The sequence below is a fragment of the Rickettsia honei RB genome, from assembly GCF_000263055.1.
Classification (GTDB): Bacteria; Pseudomonadota; Alphaproteobacteria; order Rickettsiales; family Rickettsiaceae; genus Rickettsia; species Rickettsia rickettsii.
On record NZ_AJTT01000001.1, the window covers coordinates 115106 to 133303 of the forward strand.

Here is an 18198-nt window from a genome sequence, read left to right on the forward strand (position 1 = left end):
GATAGCATGATGTATTATTTTGTAAACAAATAATCGATAAAAATGAATAAACCTAAAATCATATGTTTACTGCTAGGGATATTAAGCGGTTTAGTTTTTGCTCCGACTTTCTTTATACCGGCATTATTAACGTTATCTTACTTATGTTATATAGTTCAAAAATCCGAAAATTGGCAAGAAGCCACAAAATTTGGTTATTTATTCGGTTTTGGGCATTTTTTAAGTGGAATATATTGGATAAGTATCGGTGTTAGCGTTTATATTGCAGATTTTTGGTGGGCAATTCCTTTTGCGTTATTTGGACTACCTATAGTTTTAGCTTACTTTATATCGGCAAGCTGCACGCTTAGTTTTTTTGCTAAAAATAATAAATATTACCAATTTATATTCTGTTTATGTTGGGTATTATTTGAGTGGGTACGTTCATGGATTTTTACCGGTCTTCCTTGGAATTTGATTGGTTATGCTTTTTCGTTTTCAGATATTTTAATACAGCCTTTAAGTATAATAGGGATATATGGGCTTAGTTTTATAGTTATATATATTTCTACATCAGCTTATCCTTTATTTAGCAAGCAATTTACTCAGTTAAAAATATTACTAGCTAGTTCAGTCCTAGTATTAACCATCATTGTCATTTATGGAGCAGTAAGGCTAAGTAATAACCATACAAATTTCACTGATATAAAAGTACGATTAGTGCAACCTTCAATACCTCAAACCGAAAAATGGAATGAAGAAGAATTTTGGCATAATTTAATGCTACATATTAATTTATCGGAAAATTTGGAACCTACCGATTTAATTATTTGGTCTGAGGCAGCATTAGTAGTACCTGATGATATACCGCAAGTTAAATCAAAATTATTAAAAATGCTAAATTCTACAAATGCTATTTTGATAACAGGAGGAATTTCGGATAATAAAAAACAAGGTGATGAGTTTGAACTTTACTCAGCTATGTATGCTCTTGATAAAAATAATCATAAATTATTTGAATACCATAAATCACATTTAGTACCTTTCGGTGAGTATATGCCCCTTAAAAAGATACTACCGTTTAAAAAATTAACTCATGGTTTAATTGATTATAAAGAAGGAAACGGAGGGCTTGTTTATCTTGAAAAATATAATCTTAAAATTAAACCTTTAATTTGTTATGAATCTATTTTTCCTGATTTTGTACGGACGAATAATGAAATAGCCGATGTAATAATTAATATTACAAATGATGCATGGTATGGTAAATCCAGCGGTCCATATCAGCATTTTCATATTAGTAGAAGTAGAGCCGTAGAGAACGGTTTACCTATGATTAGAGTAGCGAATAACGGTATTTCAGCTATAGTAGATCCTTTTGGTAGAACAATAAAAAAACTAAATCTAAATGAAATAAATGATACTCAAGGTTTAATTCCTAAAAAACTAATCTCTCCCACTATATTCTCGCAATTCGGTAATTTTACTATTTTATTACCTATCGTTTTTATACTTTTAATTAATTATTTATTAGCCTTGATTCTTGATAACCAAAAGTTGAATAGCCTCTATTAATAATTAATTTTTAATTAAAGCTTATTGTTAAAATGAATGATTCAATAAAACATCCAGACAAACTCGCAAGTGAACGTTTAAAAGAACGACGTCTTGCTGTAGGTATTATCCAAAAAGAATTAGGGCAAGCTTTTTCGATATTAGTGCTCTCCAAGTTAAAAAATATGAAGAAGGTTTAAGTAATATACCTATAAGTAGGTTATATGTTTTTGCAAAAGTTTTAAATACGCCTTTAAAATATTTCTTTAATAGTTCTGAAGAAGAAAAGTTAAAAGCTGACAATGAAAATACTCCTAATAATAAAATTGAATATCTATTCAAAGAAATAGAAAGTGATTTCTTAAATAATATTGCTGAAGCAGAAGGGCAATATGAACATGACGTCTCTTTTGATTATAAAGAATTATCAAGGACTATGGAAAGAGCACTTTTATCGTTAACTAGAGCATTTACTACAAATATTAGAAAAATAATCATTGAACGTGTCAGATCAGTATCGATACCTTGTGAATAATATTTAAATTTTCATTGACTTAGCATTACCAAAGTATTAATTTTTGTTAAGGTTTAGTAAATTCTGAACCGTCAACAATTATTAAATATATTGGAGGAAGGTTATGAGTAAAAGTAAGGCTATTGAAAATAACGGTATTAGTAATACCAATAGTCCAAATGGTAAATATATGGCCCCAAGACCGGAAGGAGTAAAACCTACCTGTGTAGTAATTACTTATTCTGTAAGCAAGGATATTAAGGCTGTTCGTGAAGTATTGGATGAGCGAGGTGCAAGTGTTCATTACATAATTGATAAGGATGGGACTCAAAAAGAATATCATAATGATTTAACAGATCAAGCTTTTTATGCAGGCAAGAGTAGTTGGAAAGGAGAAGTAGGTGTTAATAAGTTTGGTATTGGAGTCATGCTTATTAATGATGCAAAAAGTGATTTTCCTGAAGAGCAAATAGGGAAATTAAAAGAATTTCTTAAGGATGTAACAGAAAGATATCCAAATTTAGATTTAAAACATGATTTAGTCGGTCTTGGTGAAGTAACTGTAAACCGAGAAGGCAATGCTCATATAGCTCCTGGATCAAAATTTCCTTGGAAAGAATTAGCTGAAGCTGGTTTTGGTAGATATTTTGAGACTACGCAAGAGCAAAAGAGTAAATTATTATTAAGTCTTGATAGTACTGGAGAAAAAGTTAATACTTTACAGGAAAATTTAAAAGAATATGGTTATGGAGTAGAATCCACAAGTACATTTGATCAATTTACTCAGCAAGCAGTGAGAGTATTTAATGATCGTTATGGTACAGGTTTACCAAACGAAGAGCCACCTGTAAGTTGGACTGAAGCAGGTCAAGATGTTCTATCGCAATTACTAGGGCAAACGGTATTAGAACAAACAGAAAATGCATAGTTTAATAAATGAATTCCTTTTTCATTTTGCAAGCCTTGCTGCATGGGTACTGAATCGTCATTAAGAGGATTAATGGCTTGTTTAGGTCATTCCTGCGTGGATCGATTCCACCCCTGTCATCCCGCGACTTGATCGCGGGATCCAATTTAAAATACTAAAAATTTAGTATTTTAAAGTTACTTTTATGGATGCCGTGGTCAAGCCACGGTATGACACCAAATACATTTTTCGATCCACGCAACAATGTTATGCGGGGATGACATCGAGTAGGTTGCTTGTAGCCGTGCAACAACTTTATGCAATAATAACGTTTCGTAAAAGCGGTCATTACATCGAAGTATAGGCTATCTCAAGTAATTTTTTAGTACTATTTATTGGTATTGACATAATCTAAAAATAGTGCTAAACGTTAAAAATTAAGAGGCTATCTGTAAATAAGTTTTTAATTGGTAATTAAATTATTTTTTACGCAAATTGTAAGACTTTTTTGAAATATAAAGTAATATTCTTTCAAAAATCTTATCAATTTTCACTAAAAAAAGCTCTTTAATTACCAATTAAAAACTTATTTACAGATAGCCTCTAAGGTAGAGTTTTCTTGACTATTTAGCTTCTATTCAAAGAAAGCTAAGTTTTTTATCTTTACTTTATATTTCTACAGTTAAAAATATTTATGATATCTTTAAAGGTTAATAGTTTAATACAAAATTGGCGTTGGCGTAGATAATTTTTTGCGTTTATGTGTTTGCTATATGCAAATTTAAATTTTGAGTATTAAATTATAACTTATAACAGGGTATGAAAATGTTTATCTCTAATATTTTTCAAAAATTTTTTTCTTTTCTTTTTGTTTTATTCATCACAGCTGCAGTTTATGCGGATCAAAAAAAAGTAGCAGTCATTGTTCCACTTGAACATGCCGCAATGACTGAGATTATATCAGGAATTAAAGAGTCGCTAAAAGATATAGATACAGAAATTATAGTTAAAAATGCTCATGCTGATTCTAATATTTTACTTGCCATTATAAAGCAAATAACAGATCAGGATATTGATGTAATAATTCCAATAGGCACGACAGCCAGCCAAACTGTTATTTCTCATATAACAAATAAACCGATTGTTTGTGCTGCTGCTATGATTAATAGTAAAAACCTACCTTTAGTTACTGGTGTTAACGATGAGATAAAAATCACTGACACCATTAGTAAATTACCTTTTTTACAGAATATCACTTTAATTTATAGCAGTAGCGAGAAAGTTATACCTGAAGTAGAAATGTTAAAATTATATGCTGGAAAAAACAATATTTCTCTGCACACGGTAATGATACAAAATTTCAATGATATGCCTGTGGCTGTAAAAAATGCTCCTGAAAATACGCAGAGTTTTATAATTTTGAAAGATCATTTAATAGTCAGTGGGATTAATATTTTAAAGCAAGAAGCATTTAAACGCCGTATTCCGATAATTGCTTCCGATGAAGGTTCGGTAATTAGCGGGGCAACTATTGCGGTCGGAGTACAAGAGAAACAAATAGGCGTAGAAGCAGGTTTAATGGCAAAAAAAATCTTACAAGGAATAGAACCGAAAGATATTCCATTTGGGGATATGAAAGACTTAACTTTATTTATTAACCTTAAATCATTTGTTAAACAAGATATTCTTACTAAAGAAAATTTATCCGTACTTCCTTTCGCGCGTAAAGAACTTGAAGAGTAGTAACATGAACATTTTAGTTACTGCTCTTGAGCAATCCTTAATAATGCTGCCGCTTATTTTAGGGATGTATATAAGTTATCGGATTCTCAAAATTACCGATCTTACCGTAGACGGTACTTATGTACTTGGTGCGGCAGTGTTTGCCCGCAGCCTTTCATTTGGGTTATTTCCTGCATTAATATTTGCCGTAATAGCAGGCGGAATTATAGGCAGTATAGTTAGTGTTATGCAGAAGAATAACCGCATTAACGGGCTTATAGCCGGAATACTTGCAAGTTTTATGCTTTATTCGGTTAACTTACAAATTATGCAGCGTCCTAATATATCGGTTCTTGGTATGCCGAATCTATTATCTATATTAGATCGCGAAAATTGGTTAATACCTTTAGTAATAATCAATTGTCTTATTATATGTTCAGTTATAATTTTATTAAAAGGTAAGCTCGGTTTATTTCTTCGTGCTTTTGGTTTTAATAAAGATTTATTGATTAATTTAGGAAAACCTGCTGAGCTTTACCGTACTATCGGTTTTAGTATAAGTAATTGTTTGGCTGCTTTAACCGGTACTTTATCTGCACAAGTAAATGGTTTCGCCGATATTAATATGGGTTTTGGGGTGGCACTAGTCGGTATTGGTGCAATTGTTATAGGGCGTCATATTTTAATCCATGCTAATAATTTTAATGTGTTTAAAGAGATATTGTCTTGTTTGATAGGTCTATTATTTTACTTTATTGCTCTGGGCTTTTTACTCCGAATTGGAATCGATCCCATAAATCTTAAGCTTATTTTAGGTATAGTATTGTTTATTTCGTTGAGTTCTGTAAAAAGAGAGGCTTTATGAAACCTTATTTATATGCAGAAAATATACAGTTCAAAGTTAAAGAAAGAACCGAACCTATAATTGCTGAAACTACTTTAAATATTGCTAAAGAAGAGTTTGTTGTAATATTGGGTCATAACGGTAGCGGTAAGTCTACTTTAGCTAAAATACTTGCCGGCTATTTAAAACCTACTAGCGGGAAAGTGTGTCTAGATCAAGTCAGAATCGATAAAATACCTAAAGGACAAAAAGCTTCTACATTAGTTACATTAACACAAAAAGCTGAAGAGAGGCTATTTACCGAGCTAACCCTTGAAGAAAATATCATTTTGTGGGAAAGTAGATTCTCTAGTAATGAACGGTTAGCAAGTAGCGAGTTGTTAGAGCTTACAGGTGCGCCTAAACGCTTTTTGCCTTTACTTTCACAGCCATTAGGTAAATTTTCCGGTGGAGAAAAGCAGATTATACTGCTGGCACTTATCATAGCTCATCCACCTAAAATATTATTTCTAGACGAACATACAGCAAATTTAGATCCGAAAGCTTCTTTGGAAGTGATGAAAAAAACAGCAGAGATTATAGAGAAACATAAGATCACTTCCGTTATGATCACGCATAATTTAGAAGATGCTGTAAATTACGGCAAAAGGCTTATAGTCTTAGATAGTGGTAAGGTAGTACTAGACTACCTAAAACCAGCGGGTTTTTCTTTAAAAGAACTTAAAGAGATTTTAAATTAGAATTGAATATCTGCACCTATCTGTCCGGCTAATTCAGTATCGAAAGAATATTCACAGATATAATCTATTAACTCACTTTTTACATTCTCGTTAGTAGTCTGATAAAGAAGCACGAAATTAATAATATCATCCTTATTTTCCCTATTGTAAGGTGTGTCTTCACTTCAGATAACTTTTCTTCTGTTGAAGTTGATGGAGCCGGTACTACTATAGGGGTTGCTACAGGAGTAACTAATGCTGGAGCTGCTACAGGATTATTATCATTAACATTATAATTTAAAACTTTTTCTATTAACTCTGTTCTTGTATCTTCATTAATACTAATCTCAATTAATGTATTAATAATGCCATCTGTATCTTCACCGTTGTTAAGACGTTGCATAACATCTTTGAATAATTTTTCGTGTGTATTTTTTGCAAACCCTTCTTCATCCGGTAAATCATAATTATAATCATTAACATCCATGTCTTTATAATTGTTAGCTGATTTTGCACCCAAGTATTTTTGTATGGTGTTAATTTTGAATTGCTCATTAATATGAGAATTATATTTTTTAATGCATAAATTATCTTTTCTTTATCAACACCTATCTTTACAAGTTCTGCTATACTGTGATCGAATGGATTATGCAATAGAACGCCTTGTCGTCCTATATCAGCACTTTTAGATATTAACTTCTCAAGTAACCATTTATCTCTTGATGTTAGTGCGTGATTAAAAATTGACTCACCACACGCATTAATCTTAAGATTAACGTTATTATTTAAAAAGAAGTCCAGTAACGTTTTATTTTGACCTGATTCATGCTTTAGTAGCAAATAGAACAAAGGTGTGCCGCCATAATTGTCTACTGTATCAATTTCACTGCCGGGTTGTAATAAAATTTGAGTTATTTCGTGCTGTTTAGAATAAGTTGCATAATGTATAGGTATACGTCCCTTGCCATCTTTAGTATTAACATCCACATTTTTTTTAAGTAAAAAGCTTCTTATTTCCTATTGTTACCGCATAATGTATAGGTGAGTATAGATATTTATGCTCAACTTCAAAACTTGTCCCTTTGTCTAATAAAATTTTAGCTATTTCTTTAGTGCTTGCATAAAATAATGCCGTATTTCCTTGCTATCCTTAGCATTGACATTATGACCTTGCTCAATTAATTTTTGAACAATATTTGCATTTCCAGCTGAGGCTGCTATACTAAACGGTGTACGGTTCTTCAGCTTCAATTAAGGTGTCATACATTTCAGGGGTTGGTGCACGTACATTGTCCTCTGCTGCGATTTCTGTAGAAGTAGTGGTTGTTACTGGTACCGGTGCTGCTACCGGAGCTATTACTGGATTATTATCGTTAAATTATAATTAAAAAGTTTTTCTATTAATTTCTCTCTTGTAACATCATCTATATCAGAATAAAATTCAGGATTCATAATTAATCCGTTGATAATTTTATTTTTATCATCCTCATTTTTAATATTTTTCTTCATCTCAGCAAGCTTTTGTTCTGCTTTGAATTCAGGTAGTGCTGAGCGTGCATTAGCGGAATCAGCTAGTATTTTTTTTAATTTCTAGTTTAGATGCATAATCTATAGTTTTTTTCCTTTAGCATCTAAAGCATTAACATTGGCACCTTGTGAAAGTAAAAGTCTAACATTATTTACATTCCCTATACGTTGCTGCATTATGTAAAACCGTACTACCGTTTGGAAGTCTGTAATTAGCATTATTTGTTGGTGGATTCATCATATAAATATTCCTTTATGTTTAAATATTATTTTGTCGTGCGAGCATTATACATAATATTTTGAATTTCTGCAATCTAATAGTTAATTTTAACTATTTATTAGATTTTGGATAAAACCAAACGAGGAGTAAACAGATTAGAAGACCGATATTTAAGAGTAGATTATACTCTGTCATAGAAATACCAAAGATTTTGATGGCGGGTTTCATGCAGGACGTGATTGGCTGCGAGTAGAACATTTGTTTGATGTGTTGTATAGACAAGCCTTTCGGGATATGAAGCATTGATGAACAAAGAGCACTTGGTTGTACTATGCCTCTTTCTACGAAGCTATGATAGGTTGATAATATACAAGAGCTAAGGATAGTTAGGAGAATGAATATTAAATTATACTTACTTAACTGTCGGATGATTAAAGCAGTTAAGCAAATTTTGATTAGGGTTAAATAGGGAAATCGTTCGTAAACGCATAAAGGACAGGGTGTATAATGGAATATATATTCAGCAATATAAGCGGTAGAAAGTGCTATTATAGAAATTGCAATTAGTCCTAAATGTAGAACTTTATAGCTATCTTTTCTGATGTAATTTATAATAGTATTAAATGGCATGGTTTTTTTGTTCTTAATGTCATTGCGAGCGACTGCCAGGAGCGTGGCAATCTCGGGAAGTTTGATGAGATTGCCACGTCGCTTCTCTCCTCGCAATGACGGCGTTTAATTTGATATTTTACAAATAAATAAATTTAGTATATTGTCACTGATTATTAATTAAAGCGCAAGAAAAATCAATGTCAGAAATTTGGGAAGATGCTATTAAGTCAAACGCGTGGCCTTTTGTTGAGGCTAAGAAGATATTAGATAGCTTAAACGGTCAAATTCCTGAGAAGGGGTATGTATTATTTGAAACTGGTTACGGTCCTTCAGGTTTACCTCATATTGGTACTTTTGGTGAAAATGCCCGTATGGTGATGGTACAGAAAGCATTTGAGCAATTATCCGATATTCCGACTAAACTAATTTGCTTTTCCGATGATATGGACGGGCTTCGTAAAGTACCTAGCAATATCCCAAATCCTGAAATGGTGGCACAGTATATGGATATGCCGCTTACTTCTATCCCTGATACATTCGGTGAATATGAAAGTTATGGGCATTATATGAATGCAAAGCTTCGCTCATTCCTTGATAAATTCGGCTTTGAGTATGAATTTTATAGCAGTACTAACTGTTATAAAGCTGGTATGTTTGATGAGATGCTGATAATGGTGCTTGAGAAATATGACGAGATAATGGAGCTAATGCTACCGACTTTTAGAGAAGAGCGCAAGGCTACCTATTCACCTTTCATGCCTATATGTCCGAAAACAGGTAAGGTACTGCAAGTACCTATAGAGAAATGGGATGCTAAAGCAGGCACTGTAACGTATAAAGACAAAGCCGGTAATTATATAGAAGTACCGGTAACGGGAGGGCATTGCAAATTACAGTGGAAGCCGGATTTTGGTATGCGTTGGGCTGCGCTTAAAGTCGATTATGAGATGTACGGCAAAGACCATTTGGCAAATGCTCGTCTTTATTCGGAAATTTGCCGAATCCTAGGAGGAAAGCCGCCGGTGCAGTTATGTTATGAGTTATTCTTAGATGAAAATGGTGAGAAAATATCAAAATCAAAAGGTAATAGTATTAGCATTGATGATTGGCTTAAATATGCTCCTGTTGAAAGTATGGCATTATTTATGTATCAAAATCCGACTAGAGCTAAGCGTTTGTTTTTTGATGTAATTCCTAAAAATGTTGATGAATATATTACTTTTAACAAGAAATATCATTTAGAAGAGGACAGGGCAAAGCGTTTTGCAAATCCCGTTTATCACATCCATCACGGAAATGTACCGAAAATTGAGACTTTTGGAATTACCTATTCGTTGCTTTTAAATCTTACTTCTGTGTGTAATCCTTCAGATAAATCGGTGCTTTGGGGATTTATTAGCAAATATGAGCCACAAGCAACTCCAAATACTAACCCTTATCTTGACCATTTAGCAGAATTTGCTATAAGATATTATAATGACTTTATTAAAGCACATAAATCATATTTATCTCCTTCTGAAAAGCATAAGGTTATTTTGCAGGATATATTAGATATGTTATCTGATATAGCTGATCAAACCGAAGCTGAAGCAATTCAGAAAGCAATATATGATATAGGAATGAAAGCAGGATATGAAAATCTGCGTGATTACTTCAAAGATTTATATCAAATATTGCTTGGACAGAATGAAGGTCCAAGACTTGGGACTTTTATAAAGCTTTACGGGGTGCAGGAAATGAAAAAGCTGGTTGAAGGGCAGTTGTAGCCTATATATCATTCCCGCATGGGTATCTAAGCGTCATTGCGAATGAAGTGAGTGTGGCAATCTCAGGAAGTTGGACGAGATTGCCACGTCGTTTCGCTCCTCGCAATGACGTTAAAATAAAAACTATTAACACATGAATGAAATTTTTTGTAGTACGTTACCTATTTTTTTAATTATGCTGCTTGGTAGTATTATCAAAAATAAATGGTTAACTTCAGAAGAATTTTGGCGTGGTATTGAGAAATTATCGTATTTTGTACTATTTCCTGCCATGTTGTTTAGTTACTTATCTACTGCAGATTTAAGCATTGCACCCATAATTAAATTAGTAGTCGCTCTTATTATATCCACTATTCTTGTATCGATCGGTCTTATAATTTACCAAAAAAAATACAACATAGATAAAGTCCAATTTACTTCCATTTTTCAAGGATCGATTCGTTATAATAGCTACATTTTTTTTGGGGTAAGTAGCCCCTTGCTTGGTTCTAGCGGGCTTTCAATCGTTGCCATTATTTCTTCTTATATGATTATTTTTACCAATATTTTATCGGTAATGATTTTCGCTTATTATATCCCTAATAAATCCGTTACTAATACTATTAGCACTAGTTTTGTTTTAATGATGAAATTAATTGTGCGTAATCCGTTAATTATCGCAAGTTTAGTAGGATTCGTTTTTAATTACTCAAATCTTGAATTACATTTAGGGCTTAAGAAAACGTTAGATAGCCTTTCTAATGCCGCTTTAGCTATCGGTATGCTAAATGTTGGGGCAGGGCTTAATTTTACTATTAGACAAGAGCTTTTACATAATGTAATGTTTACAAGCTTTGTTAAATTAGTTGTATTTCCTCTAGTTAGTGTAGTAGTACTATGGTTAATGTCTATTGACGGATTAGATAGATCGGTAGGAATATTATATAGCTGCCTTCCATGTGCGAGTACGGCTTATGTTTTATCTCGTCAACTTGACGGTGATCCTGATTCTATGGCGTCGATTATAACATTTACTACTTTTTTCTCGGTAGTTACTATATCAATTATTATGTATATAATGGGGTGAATTTACCACGTCATTGCGAGCGACTGAAAGGAGCGTGGCAATCTCAGGAATGTTGCCTGAGATTGCTTCGTCGATGCCTATTGCGTCTGCTCGCAATGACGAAAAACTAAAACAAACAAATAAAACAGGAATTTCTAAAATGGATGAAATGAATAAAATAAATTATGCTGAGGCCCTTGAATATCATGAAAAAGATAAGCCTGGTAAGATCGCTATTTCTGCAACAAAGTCTTTAGTTACTCAGCAAGATTTATCACTTGCTTATTCCCCAGGGGTTGCGGCTCCTTGCCTTGAAATTGCTAAAAATTTAGAGGATGTATATAAATATACTGCTCGCGGTAATTTAGTTGCCGTAATCTCTAACGGTACTGCCGTACTTGGGCTTGGTAATTTAGGAGCTGCCGCTTCAAAACCGGTGATGGAAGGTAAAGCGGTACTATTCAAAAAATTTGCTGATATTGATGCAATTGACTTGGAAGTGAATACGGAAGACCCTGAAGAATTTATTAATGCCGTGAAGTATCTCAGTTATAGTTTTGGGGGTATTAATCTTGAAGATATTAAAGCTCCGGAATGTTTTATTATAGAAGAAAAATTAAAATCTTTAATGGATATACCGGTCTTTCATGACGATCAGCATGGAACAGCGATTATCACCGCCGCAGGGCTAATAAATGCTGCGTATCTTACTAATCGCAAGCTTGAAGACTTAAAAATCGTAGTTAACGGAGCAGGTGCAGCAGCTATTGCTTGCATTGATTTATTAATTGCTCTTGGAGCTGATAAATCAAAGATTATTGTATGTGATACTAAAGGCGTTGTTTACAAAGGACGCCTAGAAGGTATGAATAAATGGAAAGAGCTATATGCAAGTGATACCAAGTTTAGAACTTTAGCGGAAAGCTTAAATAACGCTGATGTATTTATAGGATTATCGGTAAAAGGGGCAGTAACTAAAGATATGGTGAGTAGAATGGCAAGTAATCCGATTATTTTTGCTATGGCTAACCCTGATCCAGAAATTACTCCGGAAGATATAAAACTTGTACGCGATGATGCGATTATAGCAACAGGGCGATCTGATTATAATAATCAGATTAATAATGTTATGGGATTTCCTTATATTTTTAGAGGAGCATTAGATATAAGAGCTAAGACTATTAATACGGAAATGAAAATAGCTGCAGCAAAAGCCATTGCAGGTTTAGCCCGTAGACCTGTACCGGAAGAGGTGTATAAAGCTTATTCAGGGCGTAAGATGGTTTTTGGTAAGGAATATATCATTCCTGTACCGTTTGATCCTCGTTTAATTACCGTAGTAGCAGCGGCGGTTGCCGTTGCTGCAATAGAAAGCGGCGTTGCTAGGGTTAAAGATTTTAGTATAGGTAAATATAAGAAAGAATTAGGTAGCAGATTAAATCCTACTGCTAACTATATGAATTTCTTAGCTGAAAAAATTCATAATGCACCGCTTAAACGCATTGTTTTTGCTGAAGGTGAAGAAGAAGAAGTAATTTCTGCCGCTCTTATGATGCGAGACAAGAAATACGGTCATCCGATTATAATTGGTCGTGTTGAACGAATTGAGGCTATGTTAAAAAAGATAGGTCAAGATATTAGCTTAGACGGAATTCAAATAATGAATGCGGCCTTAAGCGATAGTTTAGAGAAATATACTGATTATTTATATAAAAGACTTCAGAGAAAAGGTTATTTATACCGTGATTGTGCAAAGCTTGTTAAAACTGATAAGAATATTTTCGCTGCTTGTATGTTAGCATGCGGTGACGGTGATGCTCTTCTAACCGGTGTTACGCAAAGTTATATCGATAGTTTAGAAGATATCATGAAAGTCATTTCACCAAAAACTAATCGTAGCATCCTTGGCTATTCAATTATGATTGCTAAAGATAATAATATTATTATTGCCGATAATTGTATTACAGAATATCCAAACAGTTGGGAACTTGCACAAATAGCAACCCAAACTGCAGAAATTGCTAAAAATATGGGAATCACGCCTCGTGTTGCACTTCTTTCTTTTTCAACATTCGGTAATTCTTCTAAGGCAGAAACAGCTCGTATTCGTGAAGCAGTAAATATACTAGATAATTTTAGCAAGGACAAAGAAGAGCTGAGCGGCATGAAGGTAGATTTTGAGTATGACGGAGAGATGTCGGTTAAAGTGGCTTTAGATGGTGATGTACGTAAATTATATAAATTTTGTAGATTATCAGGATCTGCAAATGTATTAATTATGCCTGGTTTAAATTCAGCTGCTATTTCTACTGAGTTGTTACAAGAATTTTCGTCAAACAGCTTTATAGGTCCTATAACAAACGGTTTTGAAAAACCCGTTCAAATACTTCAAGCTGCAGCAACAGCTAATGAAATACTAAAAATAGCAACTTTTGCTTGCGTTGAAGCTATAAAAGAGGTTTAATTACTATATCTTTAAAATCAATTAACTTGTGAGAGGTAAAGTGGCGTCGATTACAGAACTTCATAAAAATATACAAGAAATTACAAAAGATTTACGAAAACATGATCCTCAAATACCTGATACCAGTAAAAAAACGTTAGCTTCTAGAGAAAATTTTGACGATCTAATACATTCTGATTTAGGACAGCCTGTACGAAATAAACCGCTTTCTTTTGATGAAGAGGTAAAGAAAAAAGTTCAAAGCAGACAAATACAGGATTCTTTCGAGCAGCAAACAAAGAGTACAGAAGAAGAAATAGATAATCATGCAAAACGTATAGAAGAATTAAAGCAAAAACAGAAAGAACTAGAAGAGAGGAAAAAGGGGCTTGAAGAAAAAAAAGCTAATTCTAATATTACTAGAGAAGAAAGATGGAAAATCGCTGCAGAATTAGAAGCTATTAATAATCAATTTAAGGCTATAGAAAAAGAACATAATACTATTAATAGTGCTTCCGATAGAGAACAAAAGTTTGATAATAAAAATAAACACTTAACTGCTACAAAAAGAGAGCCGATAGCTGCAGATTTATAGCAACAAGGAGCATTAGCAGCTATAAAACGTATGAAAAAAGAGATAAAGCAGCAGCAAGCAGAAGCTGTTAATCAATCTTCAAAAAATACTCCAACTATGCCTAGCGGTACTATACCGATGCCGCCTCTAATGCCTGGAAGCGGTATTCCTATTCCCCTATCGCCTCCGCCACCACCTATATCAATTCCAAAAACTATAAAAAAAGAGGCAAAGGATGTTGGTAAACAAATGCCTCAAGGAGGAGATCAGCGTAAAGAAGAACTAGCAAAGGCTATGAAAGCACGAAGAGCAAAAATAGAAAAGCAAAACTCAGGAAGAGGAAGGTAATTATTATAGTATCATAATGGCTCTTTTTTCAAATTTTATCATAAAATGAGCTGTTAGTCTTTATGAAGATTTCTAAGAAGATTTAATTTTGGTTATTTTTTGCTGCAAATTATAAGGTTTCTTTGAAATAGGAGTAGCTATTCTTTCAAAAATCTTATTAATTTTCGCTAAAAAATACCTCAAAATAGCAAATCAATTAGAAATCTTCGTAGAGCCTAGCGAATTAGAACGATTTTACAATTTAATTGCAGTTTAGCCCAAATTTTATCTGCAGTATATATAGGATAGCCTGTAATTAATCCTAGGCTAATGCAAGCTCTGTCACCAAGAGATAAGCCAAATTGTTCTGTTTCTTTCTTTAAGCGTCCAATTTCTATAGCTTGATCAAAATCTAAGGCTACAATTTTATTTATGGCAGCTGAGATCATTTCTTTACTTTGAATAAAAGATATGTTCAATTTTTTATCTAGTTCAGCTACTATTTCTGCTATATTTACTGTAGACATAATAGATAACGGTAATAATTCTTCGACCTTGTCACTACCAGTTTCTAAGTTAAATAATGCAAGTAAAGCAGATGAATCTAAAATATATTTATTCATTATTAAATTCCTTTCTTCTTGATTCAATTAAAGAGTCAACTAATGATATGTTATCTTTATTTCTAGATTTTACTAATGCTTGAAATTCTTTAATTTTATTTTTTAGAGGAATCAATGTTAATTCTTTATCAAGTATTAGCATTAACTGATCTCCTGAAGCAAGATGTAATTGATCACGAATTTTTGCAGGAATATTTATCCTGCCATTTTCAGATATAGTAACTTTATATTCTAAGTGCATATTTTTAAAACGGTTAAAAATTGAATATATACCAAATATAAAATATTATAATTAAAACTACAATAGTAAAATAAATATAAAAGATTTCTATATTGAAATTATGCTGTAGTTGTTCCTATTTCAAAAAAATCTTATAATTTGTAGACACAAAGAGTAAAAATAGATTAAATTAATTTTCTTTCACATAGCCTAAATAGTTGGTATCATATGCTGTTGCCACAAAAAGAAAATATTATATGTCTAATTCAGCTTTTTTAGTTGCATTTTTTACAACGATTATCCGTTATTATGATTATGCTCTATTCGGTTTATCGGCTAGTATTCTTGCACAAAATTTCTTACCTAATATAGAGCAGGATAAACAACTACTTGGTTTTTTTGCTATTCTTAGTGCAGCCGTTATAGTACGACCTTTAGGGTCCTTAATTTTTGGATTTATCGGAGATAAATACGGGCGTACTAAATCTATCAAGATATCAATGTGCATGAGTAGCATTGCTACCGGATTAATTGCTATTACTCCTTCCTTTGAGATAATAGGTATTTTTGCTACGGTAATACTAACATTATGTCGAATGGTTTTTTTAGTAAGCCTTGCCGGAGAAGTTGACGGAATAAAGGTTTATGTAGCTGAAAAAACAGGAGATAATCAGAAAAATTTAAATATAGGAATAGTTTCATGTTGTAGCCAAATAGGTGCATTACTTGCAGCTATAGCTTATTATTACGCTAGTAATTCCGATATCCAATATTTATGGCGTTTTAATTTCTTTATTGGTGCAATATTTGGTTTATTTGCTATTTTGATGAGAAATTTTTTTAAAGAAAGTAGCGAGTTTTTAAGAACGTCATCAAAAAGTACCTTGCAGCAAATTATATGGAATAATAAACTATCCGTTATAATAGCATTACTAATAAACGGTGCTATTGGAGGAGTGTATCACTTTTTAGTAATTTTCTTAGGAGTTTTTTTAACAAAAATAGCTCTTATAAATCATCCTGAAATAAGATTTATGAATATAGCTCTTACTACTACCTATGGAATATCAGCTGTTTTTGCAGGGCTGTTTGCCGATAAAATCAACCCTTTAAGACAGATTACATGGGCTTTATTTGTCAGCATTATTGTTGCTTTAGGAATGCAAATAATGTTATACAAACAAATATTTAATATTCTATGTCCCGTTATATTAATAGGACTTGCAGCATTTTATGCAGTACCGCTACAAATTATTGTTCAATCCTTATTTAAGACTAATGTTAAAATGAGGCTTTATAGTCTATCACATTCTTTTGGAGGTATTATTCTATCCTCAACTACTCCTTTCTTTAGTATGTTGTTATGGCAAAATTTTAAGTCACTATCTCTCACTTTAAGCTTTTTCATATTTTTGCTTATAATATTAATGAGTACAGTGTTGGTTTTACGTAGGATGTCATCCTCACAACAGTAAAGTCTTGTTGCATGGCTTGAAAAACCTACTCAATGTCATCCCCGCGAAAGCGGGGATCTAGAAAAATAACTTCAATATTGATATATTTGACAAAATAAACACATAAAAAACTTGTTTTTTTATGTGTTTTACTGGAGTCCCGCCTCCGCGGAAATGACATAAACGAGCCATGCAACAAGACCCAAAAACAAGAATAAAATCAATTGCCTTATATATTTCTTCCGTCTTTACTGCAACCTGTAGGTTTTATGCTAGGACTACTTGAAGATTTGGAGCTTTGCTGTGCTTGTGTCCCAATTTGCTTCGCTTCTTTTGCTAAGTTTTCAAATTTGTCTTTTAAGTTTTTTGTATTGCCTTTTAGCTTTAAATCGTGAGTTATTTCGTTAATATTCAATTTTTCAGGAGTTGGATGATATATAGGCTCTTTAGATTGAGTATGTTTAGAATGTTCTATTGCAAATTTTGTACGAGGTCTTATTAGTTCATTCTCTTTTCCTATACCTTTCTGTTTTTCTTCCTCCCCTTTATCCTATCCCGCCGGTGATGTCCAGTATCTTGTTGTTTTACTATCAAAGCCTTTTTCAAATTTGTTTATTAAATTTTTGGTACTATTCTCTTTAATTTCTTTACCTAGATTTTCAAACTCAAAATTTTTCTGAGGAGTTATATAGTCAGATTGAGTATTTTCATGTTGTTTTTCTACAGTCTGTTTCTTTTCTTCTGTCCAGTATTTTTTGATTTTGCTGTCAGAGTCTGCTTCAAATTTTGCTATTCTATCTTTTATACCGGTAACTGCTCCTGTAGATATTTTAGGTTGATCTTTTGGGTTGATTGCTTAATATGTTTCGGAGATGTATTTTTAGATAATTCATAAGTCAAAGATTCTAAATTAGATAAATTCTTTTGAACTTTTTCTATATTGGAATTTAAATATTCTATTTCGGGTCCTTTATATTCCATTATATTTTTTAATGTGGTATTAATTTCTACAAAAGATGCTTTAATCTCTTTATTAAATTTATCATCATTATTACTTATCTTACTACAATTAGTAGAAATTTCTTGAAGTTTATCTAATATATCATTAATTCTCTCATCTTGTTGAGAAGCCATACTTGCTAAAAATT

19 protein-coding genes and 4 pseudogenes are annotated in these 18198 nt (G+C 32.6%); 12 read left to right on the top strand and 11 right to left on the bottom strand.

What is annotated here, in order from left to right:
* Positions 1–42 precede the first annotated feature (42 nt).
* The 6 genes from lnt (at position 43) to WSW_RS0100675 (ending at position 6260) form a co-directional block, all read left to right on the top strand.
* Positions 43–1554 (top strand): apolipoprotein N-acyltransferase, encoded by a 1512-nt coding sequence (lnt, locus tag WSW_RS0100650; protein ID WP_016916676.1) that lies wholly within the window; start codon positions 43–45, stop codon positions 1552–1554.
* A 32-nt stretch (positions 1555–1586) separates the two neighbouring features.
* A complete protein-coding gene (locus WSW_RS1000000111865; RefSeq protein ID WP_167316239.1) occupies positions 1587–1733 on the top strand; it encodes a hypothetical protein in 147 nt (48 codons plus the stop codon).
* A gap of 438 nt (positions 1734–2171) precedes the next feature.
* Positions 2172–2975: an N-acetylmuramoyl-L-alanine amidase gene (locus tag WSW_RS0100660; protein ID WP_016916677.1), complete on the top strand. Its 804-nt coding sequence runs from the start codon at positions 2172–2174 to the stop codon at positions 2973–2975.
* Positions 2976–3779: 804 nt separating this feature from the next.
* A complete protein-coding gene (locus tag WSW_RS0100665; protein WP_016916678.1) occupies positions 3780–4697 on the top strand; it encodes an ABC transporter substrate binding protein in 918 nt (305 codons plus the stop codon).
* A 4-nt stretch (positions 4698–4701) separates the two neighbouring features.
* Complete coding sequence (locus WSW_RS0100670; protein ID WP_016916679.1) at positions 4702–5541, top strand: ABC transporter permease; 840 nt, start codon at positions 4702–4704, stop codon at positions 5539–5541.
* Entirely contained in the window at positions 5538–6260 is a 723-nt protein-coding gene (locus WSW_RS0100675; RefSeq protein WP_016916680.1) for an ATP-binding cassette domain-containing protein, read from the top strand. Before WSW_RS0100670 ends, WSW_RS0100675 begins: the two co-directional genes overlap by 4 nt.
* Positions 6261–6339: 79 nt before the next feature.
* Here the strand turns inward: WSW_RS0100675 and WSW_RS0100680 are convergent, their stop codons facing one another.
* The 6 genes and pseudogenes from WSW_RS0100680 to WSW_RS1000000110090 all read right to left on the bottom strand — a co-directional run bounded on the left by WSW_RS0100680 (position 6340) and on the right by WSW_RS1000000110090 (position 8616).
* Positions 6340–6759, bottom strand: coding sequence for a hypothetical protein (locus tag WSW_RS0100680; protein ID WP_029374917.1), 420 nt, complete (start codon positions 6757–6759; stop codon positions 6340–6342).
* Positions 6760–7136: 377 nt separating this feature from the next.
* A pseudogene (locus WSW_RS1000000113745) lies at positions 7137–7226 on the bottom strand (ankyrin repeat domain-containing protein); the annotation flags it as partial.
* A 7-nt stretch (positions 7227–7233) separates the two neighbouring features.
* Positions 7234–7374, bottom strand: a pseudogene (locus tag WSW_RS1000000114045) (hypothetical protein); the annotation flags it as partial.
* Complete coding sequence (locus WSW_RS1000000114050; protein ID WP_238528411.1) at positions 7341–7490, bottom strand: ankyrin repeat domain-containing protein; 150 nt, start codon at positions 7488–7490, stop codon at positions 7341–7343. The gene WSW_RS1000000114050 and the pseudogene WSW_RS1000000114045, both read right to left, overlap by 34 nt.
* Before the next feature lie 105 nt (positions 7491–7595).
* On the bottom strand, positions 7596–7748 hold the full coding sequence (locus tag WSW_RS1000000112605; protein ID WP_004995953.1) for a hypothetical protein: 153 nt from the start codon (positions 7746–7748) through the stop codon (positions 7596–7598).
* 349 nt (positions 7749–8097) lie between these two features.
* The gene (locus tag WSW_RS1000000110090; RefSeq protein ID WP_016916685.1) at positions 8098–8616 is read right to left on the bottom strand and encodes a disulfide bond formation protein B; all 519 of its coding nucleotides are present in this window, start codon (positions 8614–8616) and stop codon (positions 8098–8100) included.
* A 179-nt stretch (positions 8617–8795) separates the two neighbouring features.
* On the opposite strand from WSW_RS1000000110090, the gene WSW_RS0100710 reads away from it, so the two are divergent.
* The 5 genes from WSW_RS0100710 to WSW_RS0100730 all read left to right on the top strand — a co-directional run bounded on the left by WSW_RS0100710 (position 8796) and on the right by WSW_RS0100730 (position 14774).
* Positions 8796–10364, top strand: coding sequence for a lysine--tRNA ligase (locus tag WSW_RS0100710; RefSeq protein WP_016916686.1), 1569 nt, complete (start codon positions 8796–8798; stop codon positions 10362–10364).
* A 133-nt stretch (positions 10365–10497) separates the two neighbouring features.
* A complete protein-coding gene (locus tag WSW_RS0100715) occupies positions 10498–11430 on the top strand; it encodes an AEC family transporter (RefSeq protein ID WP_016916687.1) in 933 nt (310 codons plus the stop codon).
* A 139-nt stretch (positions 11431–11569) separates the two neighbouring features.
* Complete coding sequence (locus tag WSW_RS0100720) at positions 11570–13873, top strand: NADP-dependent malic enzyme (RefSeq protein ID WP_029374919.1); 2304 nt, start codon at positions 11570–11572, stop codon at positions 13871–13873.
* A gap of 40 nt (positions 13874–13913) precedes the next feature.
* Positions 13914–14447: a hypothetical protein gene (locus WSW_RS0100725; RefSeq protein WP_016916689.1), complete on the top strand. Its 534-nt coding sequence runs from the start codon at positions 13914–13916 to the stop codon at positions 14445–14447.
* Between the two features lie 30 nt (positions 14448–14477).
* Entirely contained in the window at positions 14478–14774 is a 297-nt protein-coding gene (locus tag WSW_RS0100730; RefSeq protein ID WP_016916690.1) for a hypothetical protein, read from the top strand.
* A 215-nt stretch (positions 14775–14989) separates the two neighbouring features.
* On the opposite strand, the gene WSW_RS0100735 is transcribed toward WSW_RS0100730, so the two are convergent.
* Both WSW_RS0100735 and WSW_RS0100740 read right to left on the bottom strand, forming a co-directional pair.
* The gene (locus WSW_RS0100735) at positions 14990–15376 is read right to left on the bottom strand and encodes a type II toxin-antitoxin system VapC family toxin (protein ID WP_016916691.1); all 387 of its coding nucleotides are present in this window, start codon (positions 15374–15376) and stop codon (positions 14990–14992) included.
* Positions 15369–15617: an AbrB/MazE/SpoVT family DNA-binding domain-containing protein gene (locus WSW_RS0100740; protein WP_010977150.1), complete on the bottom strand. Its 249-nt coding sequence runs from the start codon at positions 15615–15617 to the stop codon at positions 15369–15371. The genes WSW_RS0100735 and WSW_RS0100740 overlap by 8 nt, the downstream gene beginning before the upstream one ends.
* Positions 15618–15853: 236 nt before the next feature.
* Between WSW_RS0100740 and WSW_RS0100745 the strand changes: the two genes are divergently transcribed.
* A complete protein-coding gene (locus tag WSW_RS0100745) occupies positions 15854–17071 on the top strand; it encodes an MFS transporter (RefSeq protein ID WP_016916692.1) in 1218 nt (405 codons plus the stop codon).
* A 208-nt stretch (positions 17072–17279) separates the two neighbouring features.
* Here WSW_RS0100745 and WSW_RS0100750 read toward each other — a convergent pair whose 3' ends face one another.
* The 3 genes and pseudogenes from WSW_RS0100750 to WSW_RS1000000113755 form a co-directional block, all read right to left on the bottom strand.
* Positions 17280–17465, bottom strand: coding sequence for a hypothetical protein (locus WSW_RS0100750; RefSeq protein WP_016916693.1), 186 nt, complete (start codon positions 17463–17465; stop codon positions 17280–17282).
* 135 nt (positions 17466–17600) lie between these two features.
* A pseudogene (locus WSW_RS1000000113750) lies at positions 17601–17950 on the bottom strand (hypothetical protein).
* Between the two features lie 27 nt (positions 17951–17977).
* Positions 17978–18184: pseudogene (locus WSW_RS1000000113755) on the bottom strand (hypothetical protein); the annotation flags it as partial.
* Positions 18185–18198 lie beyond the last annotated feature (14 nt).

Bases quoted from the DNA above. Each gene is read 5' to 3' on its own strand.
- lnt (WP_016916676.1), top strand. From the start codon at position 43: ATGAATAAACCTAAAATCATATGTTTACTGCTAGGGATATTAAGCGGT.
- WSW_RS1000000111865 (WP_167316239.1), top strand. From the start codon at position 1,587: ATGAATGATTCAATAAAACATCCAGACAAACTCGCAAGTGAACGTTTA.
- WSW_RS0100660 (WP_016916677.1), top strand. From the start codon at position 2,172: ATGAGTAAAAGTAAGGCTATTGAAAATAACGGTATTAGTAATACCAAT.
- WSW_RS0100665 (WP_016916678.1), top strand. From the start codon at position 3,780: ATGTTTATCTCTAATATTTTTCAAAAATTTTTTTCTTTTCTTTTTGTT.
- WSW_RS0100670 (WP_016916679.1), top strand. From the start codon at position 4,702: ATGAACATTTTAGTTACTGCTCTTGAGCAATCCTTAATAATGCTGCCG.
- WSW_RS0100675 (WP_016916680.1), top strand. From the start codon at position 5,538: ATGAAACCTTATTTATATGCAGAAAATATACAGTTCAAAGTTAAAGAA.
- WSW_RS1000000112605 (WP_004995953.1), bottom strand. From the start codon at position 7,748: ATGAAGAAAAATATTAAAAATGAGGATGATAAAAATAAAATTATCAAC.
- WSW_RS1000000110090 (WP_016916685.1), bottom strand. From the start codon at position 8,616: ATGCCATTTAATACTATTATAAATTACATCAGAAAAGATAGCTATAAA.
- WSW_RS0100710 (WP_016916686.1), top strand. From the start codon at position 8,796: ATGTCAGAAATTTGGGAAGATGCTATTAAGTCAAACGCGTGGCCTTTT.
- WSW_RS0100715 (WP_016916687.1), top strand. From the start codon at position 10,498: ATGAATGAAATTTTTTGTAGTACGTTACCTATTTTTTTAATTATGCTG.
- WSW_RS0100720 (WP_029374919.1), top strand. From the start codon at position 11,570: ATGGATGAAATGAATAAAATAAATTATGCTGAGGCCCTTGAATATCAT.
- WSW_RS0100730 (WP_016916690.1), top strand. From the start codon at position 14,478: ATGAAAAAAGAGATAAAGCAGCAGCAAGCAGAAGCTGTTAATCAATCT.
- WSW_RS0100735 (WP_016916691.1), bottom strand. From the start codon at position 15,376: ATGAATAAATATATTTTAGATTCATCTGCTTTACTTGCATTATTTAAC.
- WSW_RS0100740 (WP_010977150.1), bottom strand. From the start codon at position 15,617: ATGCACTTAGAATATAAAGTTACTATATCTGAAAATGGCAGGATAAAT.
- WSW_RS0100745 (WP_016916692.1), top strand. From the start codon at position 15,854: ATGTCTAATTCAGCTTTTTTAGTTGCATTTTTTACAACGATTATCCGT.